The sequence below is a fragment of the Paenisporosarcina sp. P4_E4_2 genome, assembly GCF_056401595.1.
Map to the genome: position 1 here is coordinate 1 of NZ_JBFUJC010000023.1, position 18,113 is coordinate 18,113.

Genomic DNA, 18,113 nt, shown 5'->3' on the forward strand with positions numbered 1-18,113 from the left:
ACACAACCACTTCAATACGAGTCCCACAATCAGCAAAAATGCAGGAAGGACCACTTTCCCCAACCCTTGCAATAAAGAAGTCATCGTTAAAATTAATGAAAGCCAAAAGATTTGGATGCAAAATACCATCAATGTGGCGGATAAATCTCTTGTTTCAAACAACATTTCATTAACTGGCGGTAACACTAGAATTAGTCCCAGTGTGGCTGCGGTTCCAAATAAAAGAGCAATTCGAAACGTTAATTGCGCATATGGAATCGCATTTCGTCCTGTCTTCTTTTGCGTTGTGTGAGCAATCAACGGAACGATGGAAAGTGACAAGGTTGAAGCGATGAGAATGCCCATTTGGACGAGGGGCAATCCTCTGTCATACGTGCCTTTCGTTTCCATTGCAGTTATTCGGTCCATCCCTGTTTCCGTCAAACTACTGAAGATTGTAAAAGAGTCTACCATTTGAAAAAAAAGTAAAATAAGCGAGCTCATGCTGACACTTAAACTAATAATGGTCAAATCCTTGATAATGGGTCCAACTTTAACGTGCTTATGAAATCTCATTCCTACTTCATGTTTGGTTTTTTTACGAACAAATAATAAAAGCAACACAATGCCTGCAATCTCACCAACGATAGCACCTAACAAAGCAGTGCTTCCGGCAACATACAAAGACGCGCCTGTTTTCACCACAATAAATGTTCCCACTAAAATAACCGTCACCCGAACCGTTTGCTCCACTACTTGTCCATAAGCGACTGGCTCCATTCGACCTTCCGCTTGAAAAGATCCTTTCAACAAAGCCAACACTGGCATCAATAATACGACAAAAGAGCCAGTMCGTAGTAATTGCGCAAGTTCCCCATCCCCCATCCAACGAGCCAGCACATCGGCTCCCGAGAACAACAAGGAAAAACTGATGATTGATATTACGCTTAAATAAATAAAAGCAGTTCGTAAAATGGTTACTCGTTGATAAGATTCTGGTTGGTCATGTGCATCGGCCAATAGTTTTGAAATGGCTACCGCAAAGCCATACGATGTCCAAACGGTTAGCACTCCAATGAATGGATAGACTTGCTGGTATATGTAAAACCCTTGATCTCCCACAATGTTTTGAAAAGGGATTCTGTAGACTGCGCTTAGCGCTTTGACGATTAAGGCGGCAATGGTTAATAAAACTGTGCCTTTCATAAATTTTTGCATCGTCCATTCATTGTTCATAGTTGTTCCTCATTCCAATCACCAGTGGCTCGTTCCATGCACGGAATTCCGCGCTTTTGATGAGTATATTATAACACGAAAAAAACGTCTTCTTATTTGATTAAGAAGACGCTTTTCGCTTTTCAGTTCCAGTTCAAGTTCCGATACCACTTCACGTAACAGTGTCTAGTTACGTACGCCAGTCCGCGGGCCCTTTGGGGTCAGAAAGGCGATTCATTCGCCTTTCATCCTTCCAGCGCCGGCGTCGGTCTACCACGGCGTACTTCACTTTTCAGTGTCTAGTTACGTACGCCAGACCGCACCTAAGCTTCAGGCTCTCCTGCGAAAACAAGTTTTCGAGTCGATCCTTCCAGCGCCAGCGTCGGTCTACCACGGCGCACTTCACTTTTCAGTGTTCCATTTGTTTGGCTAGGAAATGGGCTGCTGTTTCTACTGCTTTGATTTCGGCTTCACCGATGAAGTGGACTTTTGAGAGTAAGTAGACCGCGCCGATTGGATCACCACTAGCAATGATTGGTGCTACACAATACGATTTGACTTGTTCTACTTGTCCCGGAATCCATTCTACCGATTTTTCGATTTTTTCCGTAACGATGGTTCGCATTTGTAGAATGTCTTCTGCTTGAGAAGACAGTCGACGGTTCAAATAATCTTTTTTTGATACACCTGCTACTGCAATCATTTCGTCACGGTCGCTAATCAAAGCGGGAGTGCCAAGTGTCGCATAAAGCGTTTCAGCATACTCCTGAGCAAAATCACCGAGTTCATTAATTGGGGAATACTTTTTTAAAATGACTTCGCCGTCGCGGTCCGTAAATATTTCGAGTGGATCTCCTTCACGGATGCGAAGCGTTCTTCTAATTTCCTTCGGAATGACGACACGGCCTAGGTCATCAATTCGTCTGACGATACCTGTAGCTTTCATCTTTGTTGCCTCACTTTCGACAGAATTCAAATTTCTTTGATTTCTATCTCAGTATGCGTCATGTTTGGATAAAATATGCAAGCGTCTCCATTACTCCCCAACAAAGGAATTCACTTCTTTTCGAGCTTCAGGCAAATGCTTCATCATGGCTTCCAAAACATCGAATGGATGATGTTTTGCAGTTTTCTTTTCATCAATTGTTACAAGTAATTGTTGTTGGTTATTCATTTGGAAACCAACCGCTCGCCCATAGTCCATTGAAGATTCCACTAACATGGCACCATTCGTATTTTGTGTGCCTTTTTTCGATAATTTTATGACCAATTGTTTTTGTTGTTCTTTAATCGATTCAACACCTGAAATTTTTGCCCAAACTTTAATACGGGCGATTCGCATTAAGCGTTCTGCTTCAATCGGCATATTTCCAAAACGGTCAATTAATTCATCCACTAAATCTTCGTAGTCTTTCTCACTATCAACAGCTTTAATGCGTTTATACATCTGAATTTTTTGGAATCCGTCAGGAATGTAAGCATCTGGCAAATAGGCATCAAACGGCAAGGAAATCTCGACATCAAGCACTTCTTCCTGTTTCACGCCGGTTTGTTTCTCTTCGATTGCTTCTTGTAACATTTGTGCGTATAAATCAAATCCAACCGAATCAATAAAGCCATGTTGCTGTGAACCAAGTAGATTCCCCGCTCCGCGAATCGATAAATCACGCATGGCAATTTTAAATCCTGAACCGAGCTCGGTAAATTCTTTAATAGCTTGCAATCGTTTTTCAGCGACATCTGTCAGCACTTTATCCCGTTGGTACATGAAGTACGCATAAGCCACACGGTTTGAACGGCCGACACGACCTCTTAGTTGATACAGTTGAGAGAGTCCCATGCGATCTGCATTTTGCACTATAAGTGTATTAACATTAGGGATATCAATCCCTGTTTCAATAATCGTTGTAGTAACGAGTACATCGTAATCGCCCTCCAAAAATGCCAGAATGACGGACTCTAACTCTCTTTCAGTCATTTGCCCATGTGCAAAGCCAACACGTGCTTCAGGCACAAGCATTTGGATTTCCTCCACTTTGCGTGCCATATCTTCTACACGATTGTATAGATAAAACGCTTGGCCTCCTCGCGCCATTTCACGTTCTATGGCTTCTCGCACTAATGCACCGTTCTGTTCCATTACATATGTCTGCACCGGGAAACGATTGGCTGGTGGCGTTTCGATTACCGATAAATCACGTACACCTATCATCGACATATGTAGTGTCCTTGGAATTGGAGTCGCTGTTAACGTCAAGACATCTACATTCGTTTTCAATTGCTTGATTTTTTCTTTATGTGTCACACCAAAGCGTTGTTCTTCATCGACAATAAGCAATCCTAAATCGTGATACACAATGTCTTTTGATAATAAACGATGTGTGCCCACGACTACATCGATTGTGCCTGCTTTTAATCCTTTTGTAGTTTCGGTTTGTTGCTTTTTCGAACGGAATCGACTCAACAAACCAACTTCCACAGGGAAATCGGCAAATCGCTCTTTCATTGTTTCGTAATGCTGTTGTGCCAAGATGGTCGTCGGTACAAGGAAGGCCACTTGTTTACTGTCCTGCACAGCTTTAAAAGCGGCACGAATTGCCACTTCCGTCTTGCCGTACCCAACATCCCCACAAATCAAGCGGTCCATTGGTCGTTCTTTTTCCATATCACGTTTAACTTCTTCAATGGAGCGCAATTGATCGTCTGTTTCTTCATATGGAAAAGCCGTTTCAAAAGCTTGCTGCATATCTTGATCAGGCTCAAAAGCATGCCCTTTTTCAGATTCGCGTTTGGCATATAGTTTTATTAAGTCGTCCRCAATATCTTGTACTGCTGCCGAGACTTTAGTTTTTGTTTTCTTCCAGTCTGCGCCACCTAACTTATGGAGCTTAGGCTCTCTCTCTTCCGAAGCGACATATTTTTGAATTTGATCGATTTGATCGACCGGTACAAACAATTTATCTTCCGCACGGTAGCGAATGTGCAAATAGTCTTTGTGAATGCCATTGATTTCAAGCGTTTCAATGCCTATATATTTCCCAATCCCGTGGTGAATATGAACAATATGATCACCAGGTTTGATTTCGGAGTAACTTTTGATTCGTTCAGCATTCGTCATTTTTTGTGGACGTGATTTCTTTTTAGGTCGCTGTTTAAATAGTTCCTCGTCCGTCATTAAGGCAATTCGTTGGAGTGGCAATTCAAAACCACTCGAAATTTCTCCATCGATAATATATATCCCTGGTTGATCTGGTGCTTCTTGTTTCGTAAGGACATGACTGTCCATCCCGTAATCTTCCAAAACGTCTTTTACTTTTTTCTGACGTTCATTTCCTTCAGCCAAGACAAAAATAAAGAACTTGCCGGCTTCAAACCGTTCCATTTCGTTTTTTAGGACACTCATTTGCCCATGGAAATGTTGCATTGGTTTACAAGAAAACGCAATCGATTTCTTTAATGAAATACCCGAGAAAGTACGAGCAAACAAAGAAAAATAAATTTTCTTCTGATCCAACATCCCAAGAATTTCTTTAAAACTGAACGAAAGCTTTACATCATGAACCGTCTTGCCTTCTTCAAGCAATGAAACATACCAATCTTTCTCTTCACGTTCCAATGAATCCGTTGTCTCTTGTATACGGCCGAGCTCATCAAATAACACCAAACCGTCTTGAGCAAAATAATCGCCCAGGAAAGTAGGGTGGTCTTCGAGAATGGATACATACTTCGTCATTTGTTCTGGAATATCGCCTTGTCTCAGCAATTCGATGTCATGATTGATATGTTGAAGCAGAAGTTCTTTCGTTTCGGGCTTCTTCAATTTTTTTAAACTACCAGCCAATGATTCTTCTAATTTCTCAGCCAGAATCATAAGTTGTTGTCGCGTCCACACAAATTCCGTTGCTGGCAGGATACAGACTTCTTTCAGCTTTTCAATGGAACGCTGATCTTCCGCAGAAAACGTGCGTATTGAATCCACTTCAGTATCGAAAAATTCAAGACGTACTGGATGTTGCAAGTAAATCGGATAAATATCCAAAATACCTCCACGCAAAGCAAACTCTCCCGGCGCGGTAACCATTGCTTGTCTGGAGTAACCCATCGCCACTAACTGATCCAGCCATTCGTCCAWTTTCACTTCTTGTCCGATAGCTGTTTCTAGGCGACTCGCTCTCCATTGAGCTAAATTTGGCATATGGCGACGAAGACCTGCAATTGGTGTGATGACAACTCCTCGTTTTTGGGACAGCATGAAATCAAGCGTTTCAATACGCTCTGCACGAAGCTCTGGACTCGATACAGACAAATCTGCCGCGATTAATTCATCAGCTGGATATAAACGAACTTCATCTTCACCTAGCAGCTTTACCATATCTTCAAACAATCGCTGTGCCTGTAATAGATTCGGGGACACTACTAAAATTGGTCTCTCCGTCTCCTTTGCCATAGAGTGTATAAATAGTGGACGGGCTCCTCCCGTGAGGCCTGTCACAAGCTGCTGATCGACTCCAGTTTGAAGATCTGTCAGCAACGTCTTTATATGATGGTCTTTCATAAATAATTGATGTAATGGTTCCATACGAACCTCCTTATAAGAAAAGCGCAAAGAGCCAATCTAGTCCGACTCCGGTGCTGGAAGTCCGATTCGAAAGCCTGCTTTCGCATGATATTGGGATGGAAGGCTAAATCCGCGACATCGTGTCGCGACGCCTTCATCACCAACATCCTGTTGGCCCAAGCTTAGGTGCGGGCTGGCACTTGGAGCTAGACATGAAAAGATAGAGATGTGTTCTATCACTCTAATAACCAAAAACCAGTGCTATCTAAACAGAAAAAGGCTTTGTGCGCGAGACCCGCGCCAAAGCTTATTCTTATTGTATCCACTTTTGTATAGCATAGTAGTTTGGGTTATCTCGTAGAGATTTTTCACAATGCTCACAAATGCTGGACACTGTTAATGTTCCTTCTTCATCTTGTGTGAAGAACTCTTCTGCAAATTCTTCTCTCATTTGCTTTACTCGACCATGCTGCAGAGCGGATTGGCCTGATAGCTGCCCCATTTCTGTCTTGCAGTGCCGACACTTTACATGAATTGCCATAGTACGGACCGGCCTCCTTTTTCAAAGTATAGACCGGTCGAACTCAATTTATTCCTTATGCACCATTAAAACGATTCATCACTTCAAGAAAAGGTGAAGATAACCAATCTTCGCAGGCATCTGCACTTTTTTTCAATGCTTCATCCATCAAAGGTTTTTCCTCTGATGTAAACCTTGATAAAACATAGTCAGGTACCTTCATGCCTGCAGGTGGGCGATCTACGCCTACTCGGATGCGATTGAAGTTTTGTGTACCTAAATGATGTATCAACGATTTAATGCCATTATGCCCGCCTGCACTGCCTTTTTGACGAAGTCTCAGTTTACCTACCGACAGATCCAGGTCATCATAAATGACCACAATATCTTCTTCTGCTATTTCGTAGTAATCCATCATCGGGACCACACATTCGCCAGAAAGATTCATATAAGTAAGCGGTTTAACGAGTAAAACTTTTCCTTCAGGTCTATGTACTATAGAGTACATTCCTTTGAACTTCATTTGATTCAATGGAGAATTGTATCGATTTGCCAACTCATCCACCACATCAAAACCAATATTATGCCTTGTGTGTTCATACGGTTTCCCCGGGTTGCCGAGTCCGATAATCATTTTCATAAACGATACGTCCTTTATCTTCTGAATGATTCCCATTTTACCACAAAGCACATAGTTCATAAAAAAATGGGACTGTCCAAAGACAATCCCATTTTGATTATACTGGTTATTCTTTTGTTTCTGCTTTTGGATGGCCTTCAATTTTAGACGCTTCTTCGCTTTCTCCGTCTTCCGCTACAGCTGGTTCATCAGCAGTAGTTTCTAACTCTTCATCCGAACGAGGCGCAGAAACGGATACTAACGTGAAATCATCTTCATTCAAGATATTATATTCAGATTTATCACGAATATCAGCAACTGTTAATGTCTCACCAATTGCAAGACCCGATACATCTACTTCAATTGAATCTGGAATTGCAGAAGGTTTTACTTTAATTGTAACTTCACGATTTGGTTGGCTCAAAACGCCGCCTTCTTTAACGACAGCTGAATCGCCAGTTATGACAATCGTTACGTTAACATCTAATTCATCAGACATATTGATGGCCAAGAAATCAGCATGGACGAACTTACCTTTCAAAACGTCCATTTGGTAGTCACTTAATACTACATTTACTGGTTTACCATCAACGTCTAATTTCATTACACCGTTGCGCCCAACCTCACGAAGTGTTTTTAATAAATCCAATTCGCTAACTGCGATTGAAGAAGATTCTGTTTTATAACCATATACGACTGCAGGCACAAAGCCCTCATCGCGTAATTTCGTTAAATTAGATCGTTTACCTATTTCACGTGATTGTGTTTTTACTGTTGTAGCCATCTATTTTCACTCTCCTGTGTAAGTCATTCTGGTATTATGTTTACCCAACTTACAGAAAATGAAACATTCGACGCATCAATCGAATAAAGTGCTGACAGATTTCTCTTCAAACACACGAACAATTGCTTCAGCTAAAAGATGGGCAACTGACAATTGAATGATTTTTGGAGAATTCTTTTCTTCAGGTAATTCGATTGAGTTCGTGATGACTAACTCTTTAATTACTGAGTTATCGATACGTTCGATTGCTGGACCTGATAATACAGGATGTGTACAGCATGCATATACTTCTTTCGCGCCACTTTCTACTAATGCATTCGCAGCGATTGTAATTGTACCCGCTGTATCAATGATATCGTCGATTAGGATGGCTATTTTGCCTTCCACATTACCAACAATGTTCATTACTTCTGCAACATTAGGACGCGGGCGACGTTTGTCGATGATGGCAATTGGTGCTTTCAATCTATCTGCCATTTTGCGTGCACGTGTAACTCCACCGTGATCAGGAGAAACAATCACGATTTCAGATGGGTCAATGTTTTTCTCTAAGAAGTAGTCAGACAAAATAGGTACCGCGATTAAATGATCGATTAAAATATCGAAGAAACCTTGGATTTGAGGTGCATGCAAATCTAACACGATAGCACGAGTTGCACCAGCAGTTTCAAGAAGGTTTGCCACTAATTTAGCCGTGATTGGTTCACGAGCACGTGCTTTACGGTCTTGGCGGGCATAACCATAGTAAGGAAGAACAACGTTAACTGTGCGTGCTGAAGCACGTTTCACAGCATCTACCATAATTAAAAGCTCCATTAAGTTTTCATTTACAGGAGAAGAAGTTGACTGAATGATGAAGACGTCACAGCCACGAATACTTTCTTCAATGTTTATTTGAACTTCACCATCACTAAAACGGTTTACGGAAATTTTCCCTAGAGATACCCCAACTTCATCCGCCAATTCTTTCGCAAGTGAATGGTTTGAGTTTAATGAAAAGATTTTTAATTTAGTATCTGCATAATGGTAAGCCATGATGTTCCTCCTATTATTTTAAGTTTAGTTTTTTTTGACATATCCTTCTTTGTTTTCTTGACGGGCTCGACCAATTGCCAAAGCTTGTGCTGGCACATTTTTCGTAATGGTCGATCCAGCCGCTACATAAGCGCCTTGACCAATGCTGACAGGAGCAATCAAATTTGAATTACACCCTACGAATGAATCATTCTCAATTGTTGTAACAAATTTATTCTTACCATCATAGTTCACTGTAATCGTACCACAGCCAATATTTACTCGTTCACCAACCTCAGCATCACCAATATAACTTAGGTGTGATACTTTCGATTGGTTACCTAATTTCGTTTTCTTAATTTCTACAAAGTTGCCGATTTTTGCAGCATTGCCAATTTCTGAATCTGGGCGAATGTGTGCAAACGGACCAACAGCCGTATCTTCCCCAATAACACTTTGAGTGACAACGGACGAATGGACAGTTGTACGATGACCGATTCTGCTGTTTGTGATATGACTATTCGGACCAATCAGGCAATCTTCCCCGATTTCACTGACTCCTTCAATTATGACACCAGGTTGCAACACAGTATCTGAACCGATTACCGCATCCGCGCTGATGAATGTATTTGTTGGATTAATAATAGTTACACCGTTGCGCATATGTTTCTCAACGATCCGCTCGCGCATCAATGTTTCAGCTTGCGATAGTGCCACACGATCATTTACGCCTAGAGTCTCTTCAAAATCATCTGTCGCATAAGCAGAAATGATAGAGCCCTGGTTTTTCAATATTTCAATAACATCCGGTAAATAATATTCACCTTGAGAATTATCATTTTTCACAAGTTTTAACGCTGCGAATAAGGATTCATTGTCAAAGCAGTATGTGCCAGAGTTAATTTCTTTCACTTTTTGTTCTTCAGGCGAAGCATCTTTTTGTTCCACGATGCGTTCAACATGTCCTTCTGCATTACGAATAATGCGGCCATAACCTGTAGGATTTTCAGGAATCCCAGTAAGAATCGTTGCTTTCGCAGCCGTTTCGTGATGGTGTGCTAGAAGCGCTTTCATTGTTTCTGGGCGAATCAGCGGAGTATCACCACAAATGACAAGAGTTGTCCCAGATAGATTTCCTAATACCTCACTTGCCTGCAATACTGCATGGGCCGTACCGAGTTGTTGTTCTTGAAGTGCGTACTCACTACGGCTTCCCAGTTGATCCTGTACTTTTTCAGCACCGTGGCCAACGATTGTCACAATTCGTTCGGCTCCAATACCTTGAATGTGATCGATCACATGTTCAACCATCGGTTTGCCACAGACAGGATGTAGTACTTTATATAATTTGGACTTCATACGTGTACCTTGACCAGCAGCTAATACCACTGCATATGTTTGTGCCATCTAGTGAGTCCTCCAATAGGTTCAATTTACTCTTTTGACTATAGCCGAAATAGACCCGTAATTCAAGGAAATCCCGCTTGACAAATTGATGACAAAACCATTATTATTAACCTTTTTTATTTAAAAAATCTAAGAGACACTCTTGATTTTGTACTAAAGCTTGGAGATGCCCACAAAGATAAGCACAAAATCTCTCCCTCGCCAGACTCCGGCCAAGGCACAGACCTTCTCTAATTTTGGGTTTTTTGTCCATTTACTATGTGCAGACTAGCTTTTGAAACTAGACATTAAAAAGGACTTCTCACCCTAAGGTGGAAGTCCTTTCAGCTTTTTGACAAAAGAATAATTAATATAAAAGTATAAAACTTGAGTACTTATTTTTTGCACTCTATCGAAAAAGATTGTGGTCGGCTATTTCTTTCGCTTTCCGCGGACGAAACGCTAGCCTCCTCGGCTCAGCTGTCATGACAGCTGAGCCTGTGGGGTCTAGCTTGTTTCGTTTTTCCGCAGGAGTCTTCAGAAATAGCCAACCACCTTCCAACTTAAATATTTTGCAGAGACACGCTTACARAAGCAATTTCTTTTGATWGGAGTGGAGGCGGTGGAAAACAACTGCTCCTGCGGTTACTCGTCGCAAAGATTAGGACCAAATTGCCTTTGGTYCCAATCTTTTCAGCGGGAACAGCACGAGCTGAAGRMCCCGCAGGAAACGAATAGTGCAAATGTAAGTTGCACTATTCGTTTGCGACGAAGCTAGCGAAGCGATGCAACGCACTTTCATGTTTCGAAGCTAGCAGAGCGATGCAGAAACAGGAGCACCGGTTTTTCTAGTGACGAGGAGACTGAAGCCGTGCCCGCGAAACGCGTCCGCCGCAATGGAGATCAACATTTTCTTGCATAGGCTCTTTTTCAATAGTATACAGTTATATTCACTCATTTTTTGTTTGTCTACAGTCTGAAAGGACTTCTCACCCTAAGGTGGAAGTCCTTTTCTTGCTATTTCACTTCTCTTTCACATTTTGCATGACGTACATAGAGAATTTAGAGAGGAAGTTTAGTCTCCTATTACCTTGATGGCCAATCCATTTGAAATCAAAATACTAGATGACATCGTCAGAGCAATAGCATGGACGCCGTCATCAAAAGAGAGATTGATTAATGTTATTACAAAAAAAGAAACCTATCATACGACATGACAAGTCTCTTAATCTAATCTATTAAGCTCCTGCTTCTTCATAGGGAATCATGTCTTCTTCGCTAGACTCCTCGTAAGCGTTCAATACAGCTTCTTGAATTTTTGTACGTGTCCCAGAATTAATCGGGTGTGCAATATCTCGAAATTCTCCATCTGGTGTCCGTTTACTTGGCATGGCCACAAATAGCCCTGTATTACCGTCAATGACACGAATATCATGAACGACAAACTCGCTGTCTAGTGTGATGGAAGCAATGGCACGCATGCGGCCATCGGTTTGTACTCGACGTAATCTTACATCAGTTACTTCCATTGTCTCACCACCTTTCTTCTTAGTTGCCTTACAGTCTCTGACAACTATATTCTACATTTATCATATTTTCCCTTCTTTTTTAATTGAATTTTTAAAATATTTAAGAGGGCAATAAAAGAACCATAGAAAATATCTCTATGGCTCGAAAATATCTTATGAAATTAACGCGATAACCTCTATTTCCACTTGTGCATCTTTCGGCAAACGTGCCACTTCAACAGTGGAACGTGCGGGTTTATGTTCACCAAAATGCTGACCATATATTTCGTTGAATACAACAAAGTCATTCATATTCTTAATGAAGACAGTTGTCTTCACCACTTGTTGTAAAGATGATCCCGCTTCTTCAAGTACAGCTTTTAAATTTGCGAAAACTTGGTGAGTTTGTTCTGTAATTGAGCCTTCCACCATATTCCCTTCAGCTGTCAATGGAATTTGGCCCGAACTATAAAACATGCCGTTTACAATCATTCCTTGAACGTATGGTCCTATTGCTGCTGGTGCTTTAGTTGTCGATACTGCTTTCATTATTCATTTCCACCTTTCGAAAAATAATTACCTTCTGTTAAAGCAATCGTACGATCTTTTTCATTTACTTCATGCAGTTTTACAAGTGATAAATAATTTTCAATTAACTGTTCGTCGGCGTGCTCCGCTTCAACTAATACGGCAACACCTGCTAATTGGCAATTGAATTCTTCAAGTAAGTTTTTCATGCCATTCATTGTACCGCCGACTTTCATGAAGTCGTCCGTAATAAGAACGCGTTGTCCACTCTTCATACTGCGTTTTGACAACACCATCGTCTGGATACGACGTGAAGATCCAGAAACATAGTTAATGCTGACAGTAGAACCTTCCGTAACTTTGCTATCTCGACGTACGACCACAACAGGTACATTTAAATGACGAGCAATGGCATGAGCAATCGGAATCCCTTTTGTCGCCACGGTCATAATGACATCGATTGGTTGTTTGGCAAACGCTGAAGCAAATACTTTTCCTACACGATTCATCAGTTCAGGATTTCCAAGTAAATCCGTCATAAATAAATACCCACCAGGTAACAAACGGTCTGAGTGACCAAGCTCGTCCATAAAGTCTTTAATGACTTCACGAACCGCCTCATCACGCATACTTGGAATATACTTAACCCCGCCAGCGGCCCCTGGGACTGTCATTAACAAGCCGATGCCTTTTTCTTCGAACGTTTCTTTCACAATGGTCAAATCTTCACTTATTGAAGATTTAGCAGATTGGTACATATCCGCAAACAATGTTAATGGAATTAACTGTTGGGGATGGTCTAACAAATAATGAGTCATATCAACGAGTCGCTCACTGCGTTTCCACTTCATTGGCCACACTCCTAAACACGAATGATTTATACGTAAGTTTAAACAAATATACGGTTTTAGGCAAGTGCATCTCGCTCTCCCAACAATCTGACTGCATACACTTCGTCACAAAAGCCTCTTAAACCATTATAGATTCTATTCACTCTGGACTCGTGTTGAACTACGCCAAATACTGTTGGACCACTACCACTCATTAATACCGCATCTGYTCCAAATTTCATCATGTGTTCTTTGATCATGGAGACCTCTGGATGCATTTTTAACGTAACTGATTCCAATGCATTTCCCATAGTATTACACATTAATACATAATCTTTCTCACGAATTGCACGAATCATTTCTTTTGTATTGGGATGGGCCACTTCATTAACTTTCAGACTTCCGTAGACATCTGCCGTCGATACACCTATCGAAGGTTTAGCTAATATAATCCAGCAGTTTGGCGGGGCCGGCAATTCCTGAATCTGTTCTCCTCTACCAGTGGCCAATGCCGTTCCTCCATAAACACAGAACGAAACATCCGAACCAATTTTAGCCCCGTGTTCGGCTAATTGATCAGCAGTCAACTTCAAATCCCATAATTCATTCAATCCCTTTAAAGTAGCGGCCGCATCACTGCTTCCTCCTGCCAGACCAGCAGCAACAGGTATTTTTTTCTCTAAAGTAATCGATACGCCTTCTTGTATCTTATATGTATCTTTTAATAACTTAGCAGCTTGATAGGCTAAGTTTCTGTGATCATCCGGCACATATCGGTCAGCTGAAATTATACGAATCTGACCATCAATTCTCGGTTCTAATCCAATACGATCTGCCAAATCAACCGTTGTCATAATCATTTCTACTTCATGATAGCCATCCGGACGTTTTTGTAGGACATCCAGGGTTAAATTAATTTTTGCAGGAGCTTTCACATAAAGCATGGCTATGCCTCCTTCATCTGTTCATTGCTGTTCCCTATTTTACCACAGCTAGTGATTTAGGAAAGGAGGCCTCGAAAAGATATCAGCTTGACTTTTTATTCGAAAAAAAGGCGGATTGCTCCGCCTTTGTCAGTCCCATTAGAAATTATCATTGCGACTTACTTCTTGTAGCGATTTTGCCCGTTCATTAATCCGGTCTGTGCCATTTCAACAGCTCGCTTTACCATATTACCAGCATTCCGAGAAGTTATGCCTCCCCAACCGTCACGCTCAACGACATTGTAAAATCCAAGTTCTTTCGCAATTTCCTCTTTTAGACGATCTGACATTACACGATTACGTGGCATGTTTTTCCTCCTCTTGAGGACTGACAAATGTAGTATGCACTGAAAACAAAAAAACACTCATGGAATATAACCCAAGAGTGTTTTGATAAAAAATAAGTACATAAGTGCGAAAGATTATTTGACGACTACAAGTTCTTGCATTCCGTCAACAATTGTAATTTCTACTGCTTCAGTTAAAATATCTGTGTAGCTGTAAGACACACGCTCGAAAGCGTTCTCGTCCTGATCAAGATCCACTACGAACACTGCATGATACGTTTCACGTAAAACGCCTGCTCGTTCAATCGTTTTCTTGCGACCACCGTTTGCTTTTAATTGCAAACGTTTACCTAAATGACAATCTAAAGACTTCTTAATATCAGCTAAAGTTTTTGGCATTTCGCTTACACCTCACTTAGTAACAAGCATACCATATCAAAAAATATTTGTCAACCAAATTTATTATTTTAACAATGAACAAAAGCACTTGTCAATAAGTTTCGTATAATCCAGCTGTCTTTTTTTAAAATAAGTGTGCTGAGTTTGTTATAAAGTCAGTGTTTCCTTGAAATCTGGAAGCAATAAATCTGCCAATTTCCCGAACTCTTGAATGGTTAATGTTTCCCCACGACGGGTTGGATCTATGTTCGCACCTTCGAGTGCAGCTAAAATCAAATCTTTCTTTTCTTTCCCATGTGGAAGTTGTGACTGCAAATTGTTTAGAATGGTTTTTCTGCGTTGGGCAAAAGAAGAACGCGAAACCGTGAATAAGAAATCTTCATCCTGAACATGTACCGGTGCCGTCTCGTGTCTAGTTAATTTAATGACAGCTGAATCGACATTAGGTTGTGGGATAAATACTGTTTTCGGAACGGTCATGGCAATTTCAGCCTTCATATAATACTGAATGGCAATCGACAATGATCCATATGCTTTCGTGCTCGGAGAAGCTGTGATGCGATCCGCCACTTCTTTTTGCATCATGACAACCATTCCGCGAATCGGCAGTTTTTCCATTAATAATTTAATCAAGATAGGTGTTGTTACATAATAAGGTAAGTTTGCTACGACCATAACATCCTTGTATCCTGCCAGTTTTTCCTGCATCACTTCTGCCACGTTGGCTTTTAAAATATCCGAATGGACGATTTCTACGTTATCGTACGGAGAAAGCGTATCTTCCAACACCGGTAATAGTCGTTGATCGATTTCAAATGCAACCACTTGTCCCGCATTACGCGCTAAATGCTCTGTCAACGCACCTATTCCAGGACCGATTTCAATAGCAGCAGAATCTTTTGTCAGCTTTGCATGACTGACAATATTATGAAGTACGTTCGGATCGATTAAAAAATTTTGACCTAAACTCTTTTTAAAGGAAAATCCATATTTTTTTAATATTTCTTGTGTACGTTTTGGGGTTGCAATATCTTTACTCATGTATGCCCTCCTGATCCAATTGTGCTAAAGCTTTTTTTAACTGCTCGCTTTCAATTTGGAACATTGATAATCTTTTTTGTAGTTGTTTTCCATTCGTATAACCAATCTGCAAAAGTTCGCCAAGTCTATCGCGACGCACTTTAGCACTAGGATGCCCAATTAATCGGGCTTCCATCAATTGATGAAGTGGAATTTCTTTTATTTCGTTCAACGTATTTCTAGGTGTATATACATTTAATAGTGCTTGACGTATATCTTCATCCGCTGCATGCTCTATGCCAAGACCTTTACCATTTTTTGCAATGGTTTTCTCTTTCGGTAAAAACGCATGCTTTACACCCTGTACCTGTTCTTCAATAATGGCACGAATACGTCTACCGGGGTAGTCTGGATCTGTAAAAACAATGACTCCTCTTTTATTTTGCGCATGCTGAATACGCTGAATGGTTTCTGGTGAAATGGCAGATCCGTTCGTTTCGATGGTATCCGCTCTCACAGCACGCTTAATAGCGGTTGTATCATCTTTGCCTTCCACCACTATTACTTCTTCAATAAACACGATTCACTGCCTCATTTCCAACTGCTTCTTTGCCTATTTTACTTGCGCACGCATTCAATGTACATAGAAAAGCGTAGCAGGCCAAGATAGTCCGACACTAACGACAAGAGGCAAATTTCATTCTGTTATCTCTAAACGAGAAAAAGCTTTCCCAAAATACATGGGAAAGCTGGATTTAAATTAGTCCAATACTTTAATCCGAACCTGTTTTCGCCCAAATCCAAATGCCTGATCTGTTGTTGGCATGAACAAGTCAATTTTCATTCCTTTGATCGCTCCACCAGTATCACCAGCCACTGCATAACCATAGCCTTCTACCCAAACCTTGGAACCCAATGCAATAACACTTGGATCTACCGCTATTACTTTTAAGTTAGKGTTTGAACGCAAATCGATACCTGTAGCAGTAATTCCAGAACAGCCATTACAGTAAGCTGTATACGCTGTCGCAGAGACATAAAATTCTTTGCCATTAGGTTCTGATGAACTAGAGGCACCACGTGAAACGCTTGCCGTAACAATCTTCGTTCCAATAGCCACGACTTTCTTGGCTGGATCACTAACTACTTCTTCGCCTTTTAGAATACGGGCGACCGGTTTCCCGTTTTCAGAAATTATTTCATAAGTTTGTTTAACGGATCCTTTTTTACCTTCTTGTACAACTTTTTCTTTACCTTTTAACAGGTTCTTATCTTTACGTGTTTCCACAGCGAAATTCGTTGCTGCTTCCACTACATCGGTGACTTTTTCTACGCGAACGACTTGTATAACATCGTTTGGAATCACTAGTTCATCCATTCTTTGTTCGACACGATCAAATTCATTCATTTGAATCTCTTGTTGTTTTAAAAAGTCAGCGACCGTAGTCGAAGTGGACCAAACCTTCATTTCATTGACACCATCTACGAGCGTTACTTGGAACGCTTTTTCAATCGCAATGTTTGTATCGGGTCCGACCTTGGCATCAAGCCCAGGTGTTAACTTATCTTGCTCAGAAACTTCAATCTTTGCTTCTGCTAAAACTTCACTAACTTGATTAGCAGTTGTTTGGATGGTTTGTTTTTTCCCATCAACTGTAATCGTAATTTTTTTTGCCTGCTCCCACTTAATAGAAAGTCCTTCTTCTATCTTCGTGTTCAATGAGGGTGACACTAAATCAGCGTCGGAAACTTTTATGTTTTGTTCATTTAATAAGTCTCCAACTGTATCTGCATGGGTGTTAACTTCTTGTTGTTTACCATTAACCGTCAAAGCGACAGTTTGTTTCGTTCCTATGAAAAGAACGGCTGATATTACTGAAACAATTAAGATAACTGCGATTGCTGCTATTCCTATTTGTTTACTCCTCAATGCTTTGGTGAACAGGTTTTTCATGGAATTATTTGACATGAAAAACGCCTCCTTATCACTCGTGTGATTATATAGATTTCAAAAATGCCTGTCAACCATTCTAAATTAGTCAAACTATTCTGGTTGAAAGCTCCTCCTTTGTCCAAGTATTGGAGACGGTTCCAGTTTTTATACAGGTAGTTTGTAAAATTTTATGGCATTTTCAGTCGTGGCTCTTGCCACTTCATCAATTGAAACATCTTTCAAACGAGCGATTTCTTCTGCTACAAGTGTTACGAGTGCCGGTTCATTGCGTTTTCCTCTATGTGGATGAGGTGCCAAGTAAGGAGCATCTGTTTCAATCATTAAATACTCCAAAGGAATTTCGGCAGCTACTTCTTTCGGCTTCTTCGCATTTTTGAAAGTCACGGGACCCCCAAGGGAAATCATGAAATTTAAATCAATGCAGATTTTAGCGGTTTCAACACTGCCACCATAACAATGCATTACTCCTCCGGTTTTTTCAGCCTGTTCTTCCTGTAAAATGCGGATGACATCTTCGGTAGCATCACGG

General features: G+C 40.9%; 18 protein-coding genes. All 18 read right to left on the reverse strand.

The features are described from left to right. A partial coding sequence (locus tag AC1DSB_RS03920; protein ID WP_477585808.1) for a putative polysaccharide biosynthesis protein occupies window positions 1-1,215 on the reverse strand: 1,215 nt, incomplete at its 3' end. Window positions 1,216-1,603: 388 nt separating this feature from the next. Beyond that, on the reverse strand, window positions 1,604-2,140 hold the full coding sequence (gene spoVT, locus AC1DSB_RS03925) for a stage V sporulation protein T (RefSeq protein WP_016429950.1): 537 nt from the start codon (window positions 2,138-2,140) through the stop codon (window positions 1,604-1,606). A 90-nt stretch (window positions 2,141-2,230) separates the two neighbouring features. Further along, window positions 2,231-5,773: a transcription-repair coupling factor gene (gene mfd, locus AC1DSB_RS03930; RefSeq protein WP_477585810.1), complete on the reverse strand. Its 3,543-nt coding sequence runs from the start codon at window positions 5,771-5,773 to the stop codon at window positions 2,231-2,233. 292 nt (window positions 5,774-6,065) lie between these two features. After that, window positions 6,066-6,293: an anti-sigma-F factor Fin gene (locus AC1DSB_RS03935; RefSeq protein WP_016429952.1), complete on the reverse strand. Its 228-nt coding sequence runs from the start codon at window positions 6,291-6,293 to the stop codon at window positions 6,066-6,068. A gap of 55 nt (window positions 6,294-6,348) precedes the next feature. Then, window positions 6,349-6,912 (reverse strand): aminoacyl-tRNA hydrolase, encoded by a 564-nt coding sequence (gene pth / locus AC1DSB_RS03940; RefSeq protein ID WP_477531816.1) that lies wholly within the window; start codon window positions 6,910-6,912, stop codon window positions 6,349-6,351. Window positions 6,913-7,018: 106 nt separating this feature from the next. Continuing rightward, a complete protein-coding gene (locus AC1DSB_RS03945) occupies window positions 7,019-7,675 on the reverse strand; it encodes a 50S ribosomal protein L25/general stress protein Ctc (protein ID WP_477531817.1) in 657 nt (218 codons plus the stop codon). Window positions 7,676-7,750: 75 nt separating this feature from the next. Then, window positions 7,751-8,710: a ribose-phosphate diphosphokinase gene (locus tag AC1DSB_RS03950; RefSeq protein WP_016429955.1), complete on the reverse strand. Its 960-nt coding sequence runs from the start codon at window positions 8,708-8,710 to the stop codon at window positions 7,751-7,753. A 24-nt stretch (window positions 8,711-8,734) separates the two neighbouring features. Next, on the reverse strand, window positions 8,735-10,096 hold the full coding sequence (gene glmU, locus AC1DSB_RS03955; protein WP_477531818.1) for a bifunctional UDP-N-acetylglucosamine diphosphorylase/glucosamine-1-phosphate N-acetyltransferase GlmU: 1,362 nt from the start codon (window positions 10,094-10,096) through the stop codon (window positions 8,735-8,737). A gap of 1,217 nt (window positions 10,097-11,313) precedes the next feature. Continuing rightward, on the reverse strand, window positions 11,314-11,604 hold the full coding sequence (spoVG, locus tag AC1DSB_RS03960; RefSeq protein ID WP_016429957.1) for a septation regulator SpoVG: 291 nt from the start codon (window positions 11,602-11,604) through the stop codon (window positions 11,314-11,316). 153 nt (window positions 11,605-11,757) lie between these two features. Then, the gene (locus tag AC1DSB_RS03965) at window positions 11,758-12,132 is read right to left on the reverse strand and encodes a RidA family protein (protein WP_016429958.1); all 375 of its coding nucleotides are present in this window, start codon (window positions 12,130-12,132) and stop codon (window positions 11,758-11,760) included. Then, window positions 12,132-12,962 (reverse strand): pur operon repressor, encoded by an 831-nt coding sequence (purR, locus tag AC1DSB_RS03970; RefSeq protein ID WP_342542610.1) that lies wholly within the window; start codon window positions 12,960-12,962, stop codon window positions 12,132-12,134. The genes AC1DSB_RS03965 and purR overlap by 1 nt, the downstream gene beginning before the upstream one ends. Before the next feature lie 56 nt (window positions 12,963-13,018). Further along, window positions 13,019-13,885: a 4-(cytidine 5'-diphospho)-2-C-methyl-D-erythritol kinase gene (ispE, locus tag AC1DSB_RS03975; RefSeq protein WP_477585812.1), complete on the reverse strand. Its 867-nt coding sequence runs from the start codon at window positions 13,883-13,885 to the stop codon at window positions 13,019-13,021. Between the two features lie 158 nt (window positions 13,886-14,043). Continuing rightward, window positions 14,044-14,232, reverse strand: coding sequence for a small, acid-soluble spore protein, alpha/beta type (locus tag AC1DSB_RS03980; protein WP_016429961.1), 189 nt, complete (start codon window positions 14,230-14,232; stop codon window positions 14,044-14,046). A gap of 114 nt (window positions 14,233-14,346) precedes the next feature. After that, window positions 14,347-14,610, reverse strand: a complete 264-nt coding sequence (gene veg / locus AC1DSB_RS03985) for a biofilm formation stimulator Veg (RefSeq protein ID WP_016429962.1) — start codon at window positions 14,608-14,610, stop codon at window positions 14,347-14,349. A gap of 147 nt (window positions 14,611-14,757) precedes the next feature. Then, window positions 14,758-15,651 carry a 16S rRNA (adenine(1518)-N(6)/adenine(1519)-N(6))-dimethyltransferase RsmA gene (gene rsmA / locus AC1DSB_RS03990; RefSeq protein ID WP_477532336.1) on the reverse strand — a complete coding sequence of 298 codons (894 nt, stop codon included), beginning with the start codon at window positions 15,649-15,651 and terminating at the stop codon, window positions 14,758-14,760. After that, a complete protein-coding gene (gene rnmV, locus AC1DSB_RS03995) occupies window positions 15,644-16,210 on the reverse strand; it encodes a ribonuclease M5 (RefSeq protein WP_477532335.1) in 567 nt (188 codons plus the stop codon). The genes rsmA and rnmV overlap by 8 nt, the downstream gene beginning before the upstream one ends. 180 nt (window positions 16,211-16,390) lie before the next feature. Further along, window positions 16,391-17,599, reverse strand: coding sequence for a ubiquitin-like domain-containing protein (locus AC1DSB_RS04000; protein WP_477585814.1), 1,209 nt, complete (start codon window positions 17,597-17,599; stop codon window positions 16,391-16,393). Window positions 17,600-17,728: 129 nt separating this feature from the next. Beyond that, a partial coding sequence (locus AC1DSB_RS04005; protein ID WP_477585816.1) for a TatD family hydrolase occupies window positions 17,729-18,113 on the reverse strand: 385 nt, incomplete at its 5' end.

Coding starts and splice junctions, on each gene's coding strand:
- pth (WP_477531816.1), bottom strand. CDS start 6,912: ATGAAAATGATTATCGGACTCGGCAACCCGGGGAAACCGTATGAACAC.
- AC1DSB_RS03935 (WP_016429952.1), bottom strand. CDS start 6,293: ATGGCAATTCATGTAAAGTGTCGGCACTGCAAGACAGAAATGGGGCAG.
- AC1DSB_RS03950 (WP_016429955.1), bottom strand. CDS start 8,710: ATGGCTTACCATTATGCAGATACTAAATTAAAAATCTTTTCATTAAAC.
- spoVG (WP_016429957.1), bottom strand. CDS start 11,604: ATGGAAGTAACTGATGTAAGATTACGTCGAGTACAAACCGATGGCCGC.
- purR (WP_342542610.1), bottom strand. CDS start 12,962: ATGAAGTGGAAACGCAGTGAGCGACTCGTTGATATGACTCATTATTTG.
- glmU (WP_477531818.1), bottom strand. CDS start 10,096: ATGGCACAAACATATGCAGTGGTATTAGCTGCTGGTCAAGGTACACGT.
- AC1DSB_RS03965 (WP_016429958.1), bottom strand. CDS start 12,132: ATGAAAGCAGTATCGACAACTAAAGCACCAGCAGCAATAGGACCATAC.
- veg (WP_016429962.1), bottom strand. CDS start 14,610: ATGCCAAAAACTTTAGCTGATATTAAGAAGTCTTTAGATTGTCATTTA.
- rsmA (WP_477532336.1), bottom strand. CDS start 15,651: ATGAGTAAAGATATTGCAACCCCAAAACGTACACAAGAAATATTAAAA.
- spoVT (WP_016429950.1), bottom strand. CDS start 2,140: ATGAAAGCTACAGGTATCGTCAGACGAATTGATGACCTAGGCCGTGTC.
- AC1DSB_RS03945 (WP_477531817.1), bottom strand. CDS start 7,675: ATGGCTACAACAGTAAAAACACAATCACGTGAAATAGGTAAACGATCT.
- AC1DSB_RS03980 (WP_016429961.1), bottom strand. CDS start 14,232: ATGCCACGTAATCGTGTAATGTCAGATCGTCTAAAAGAGGAAATTGCG.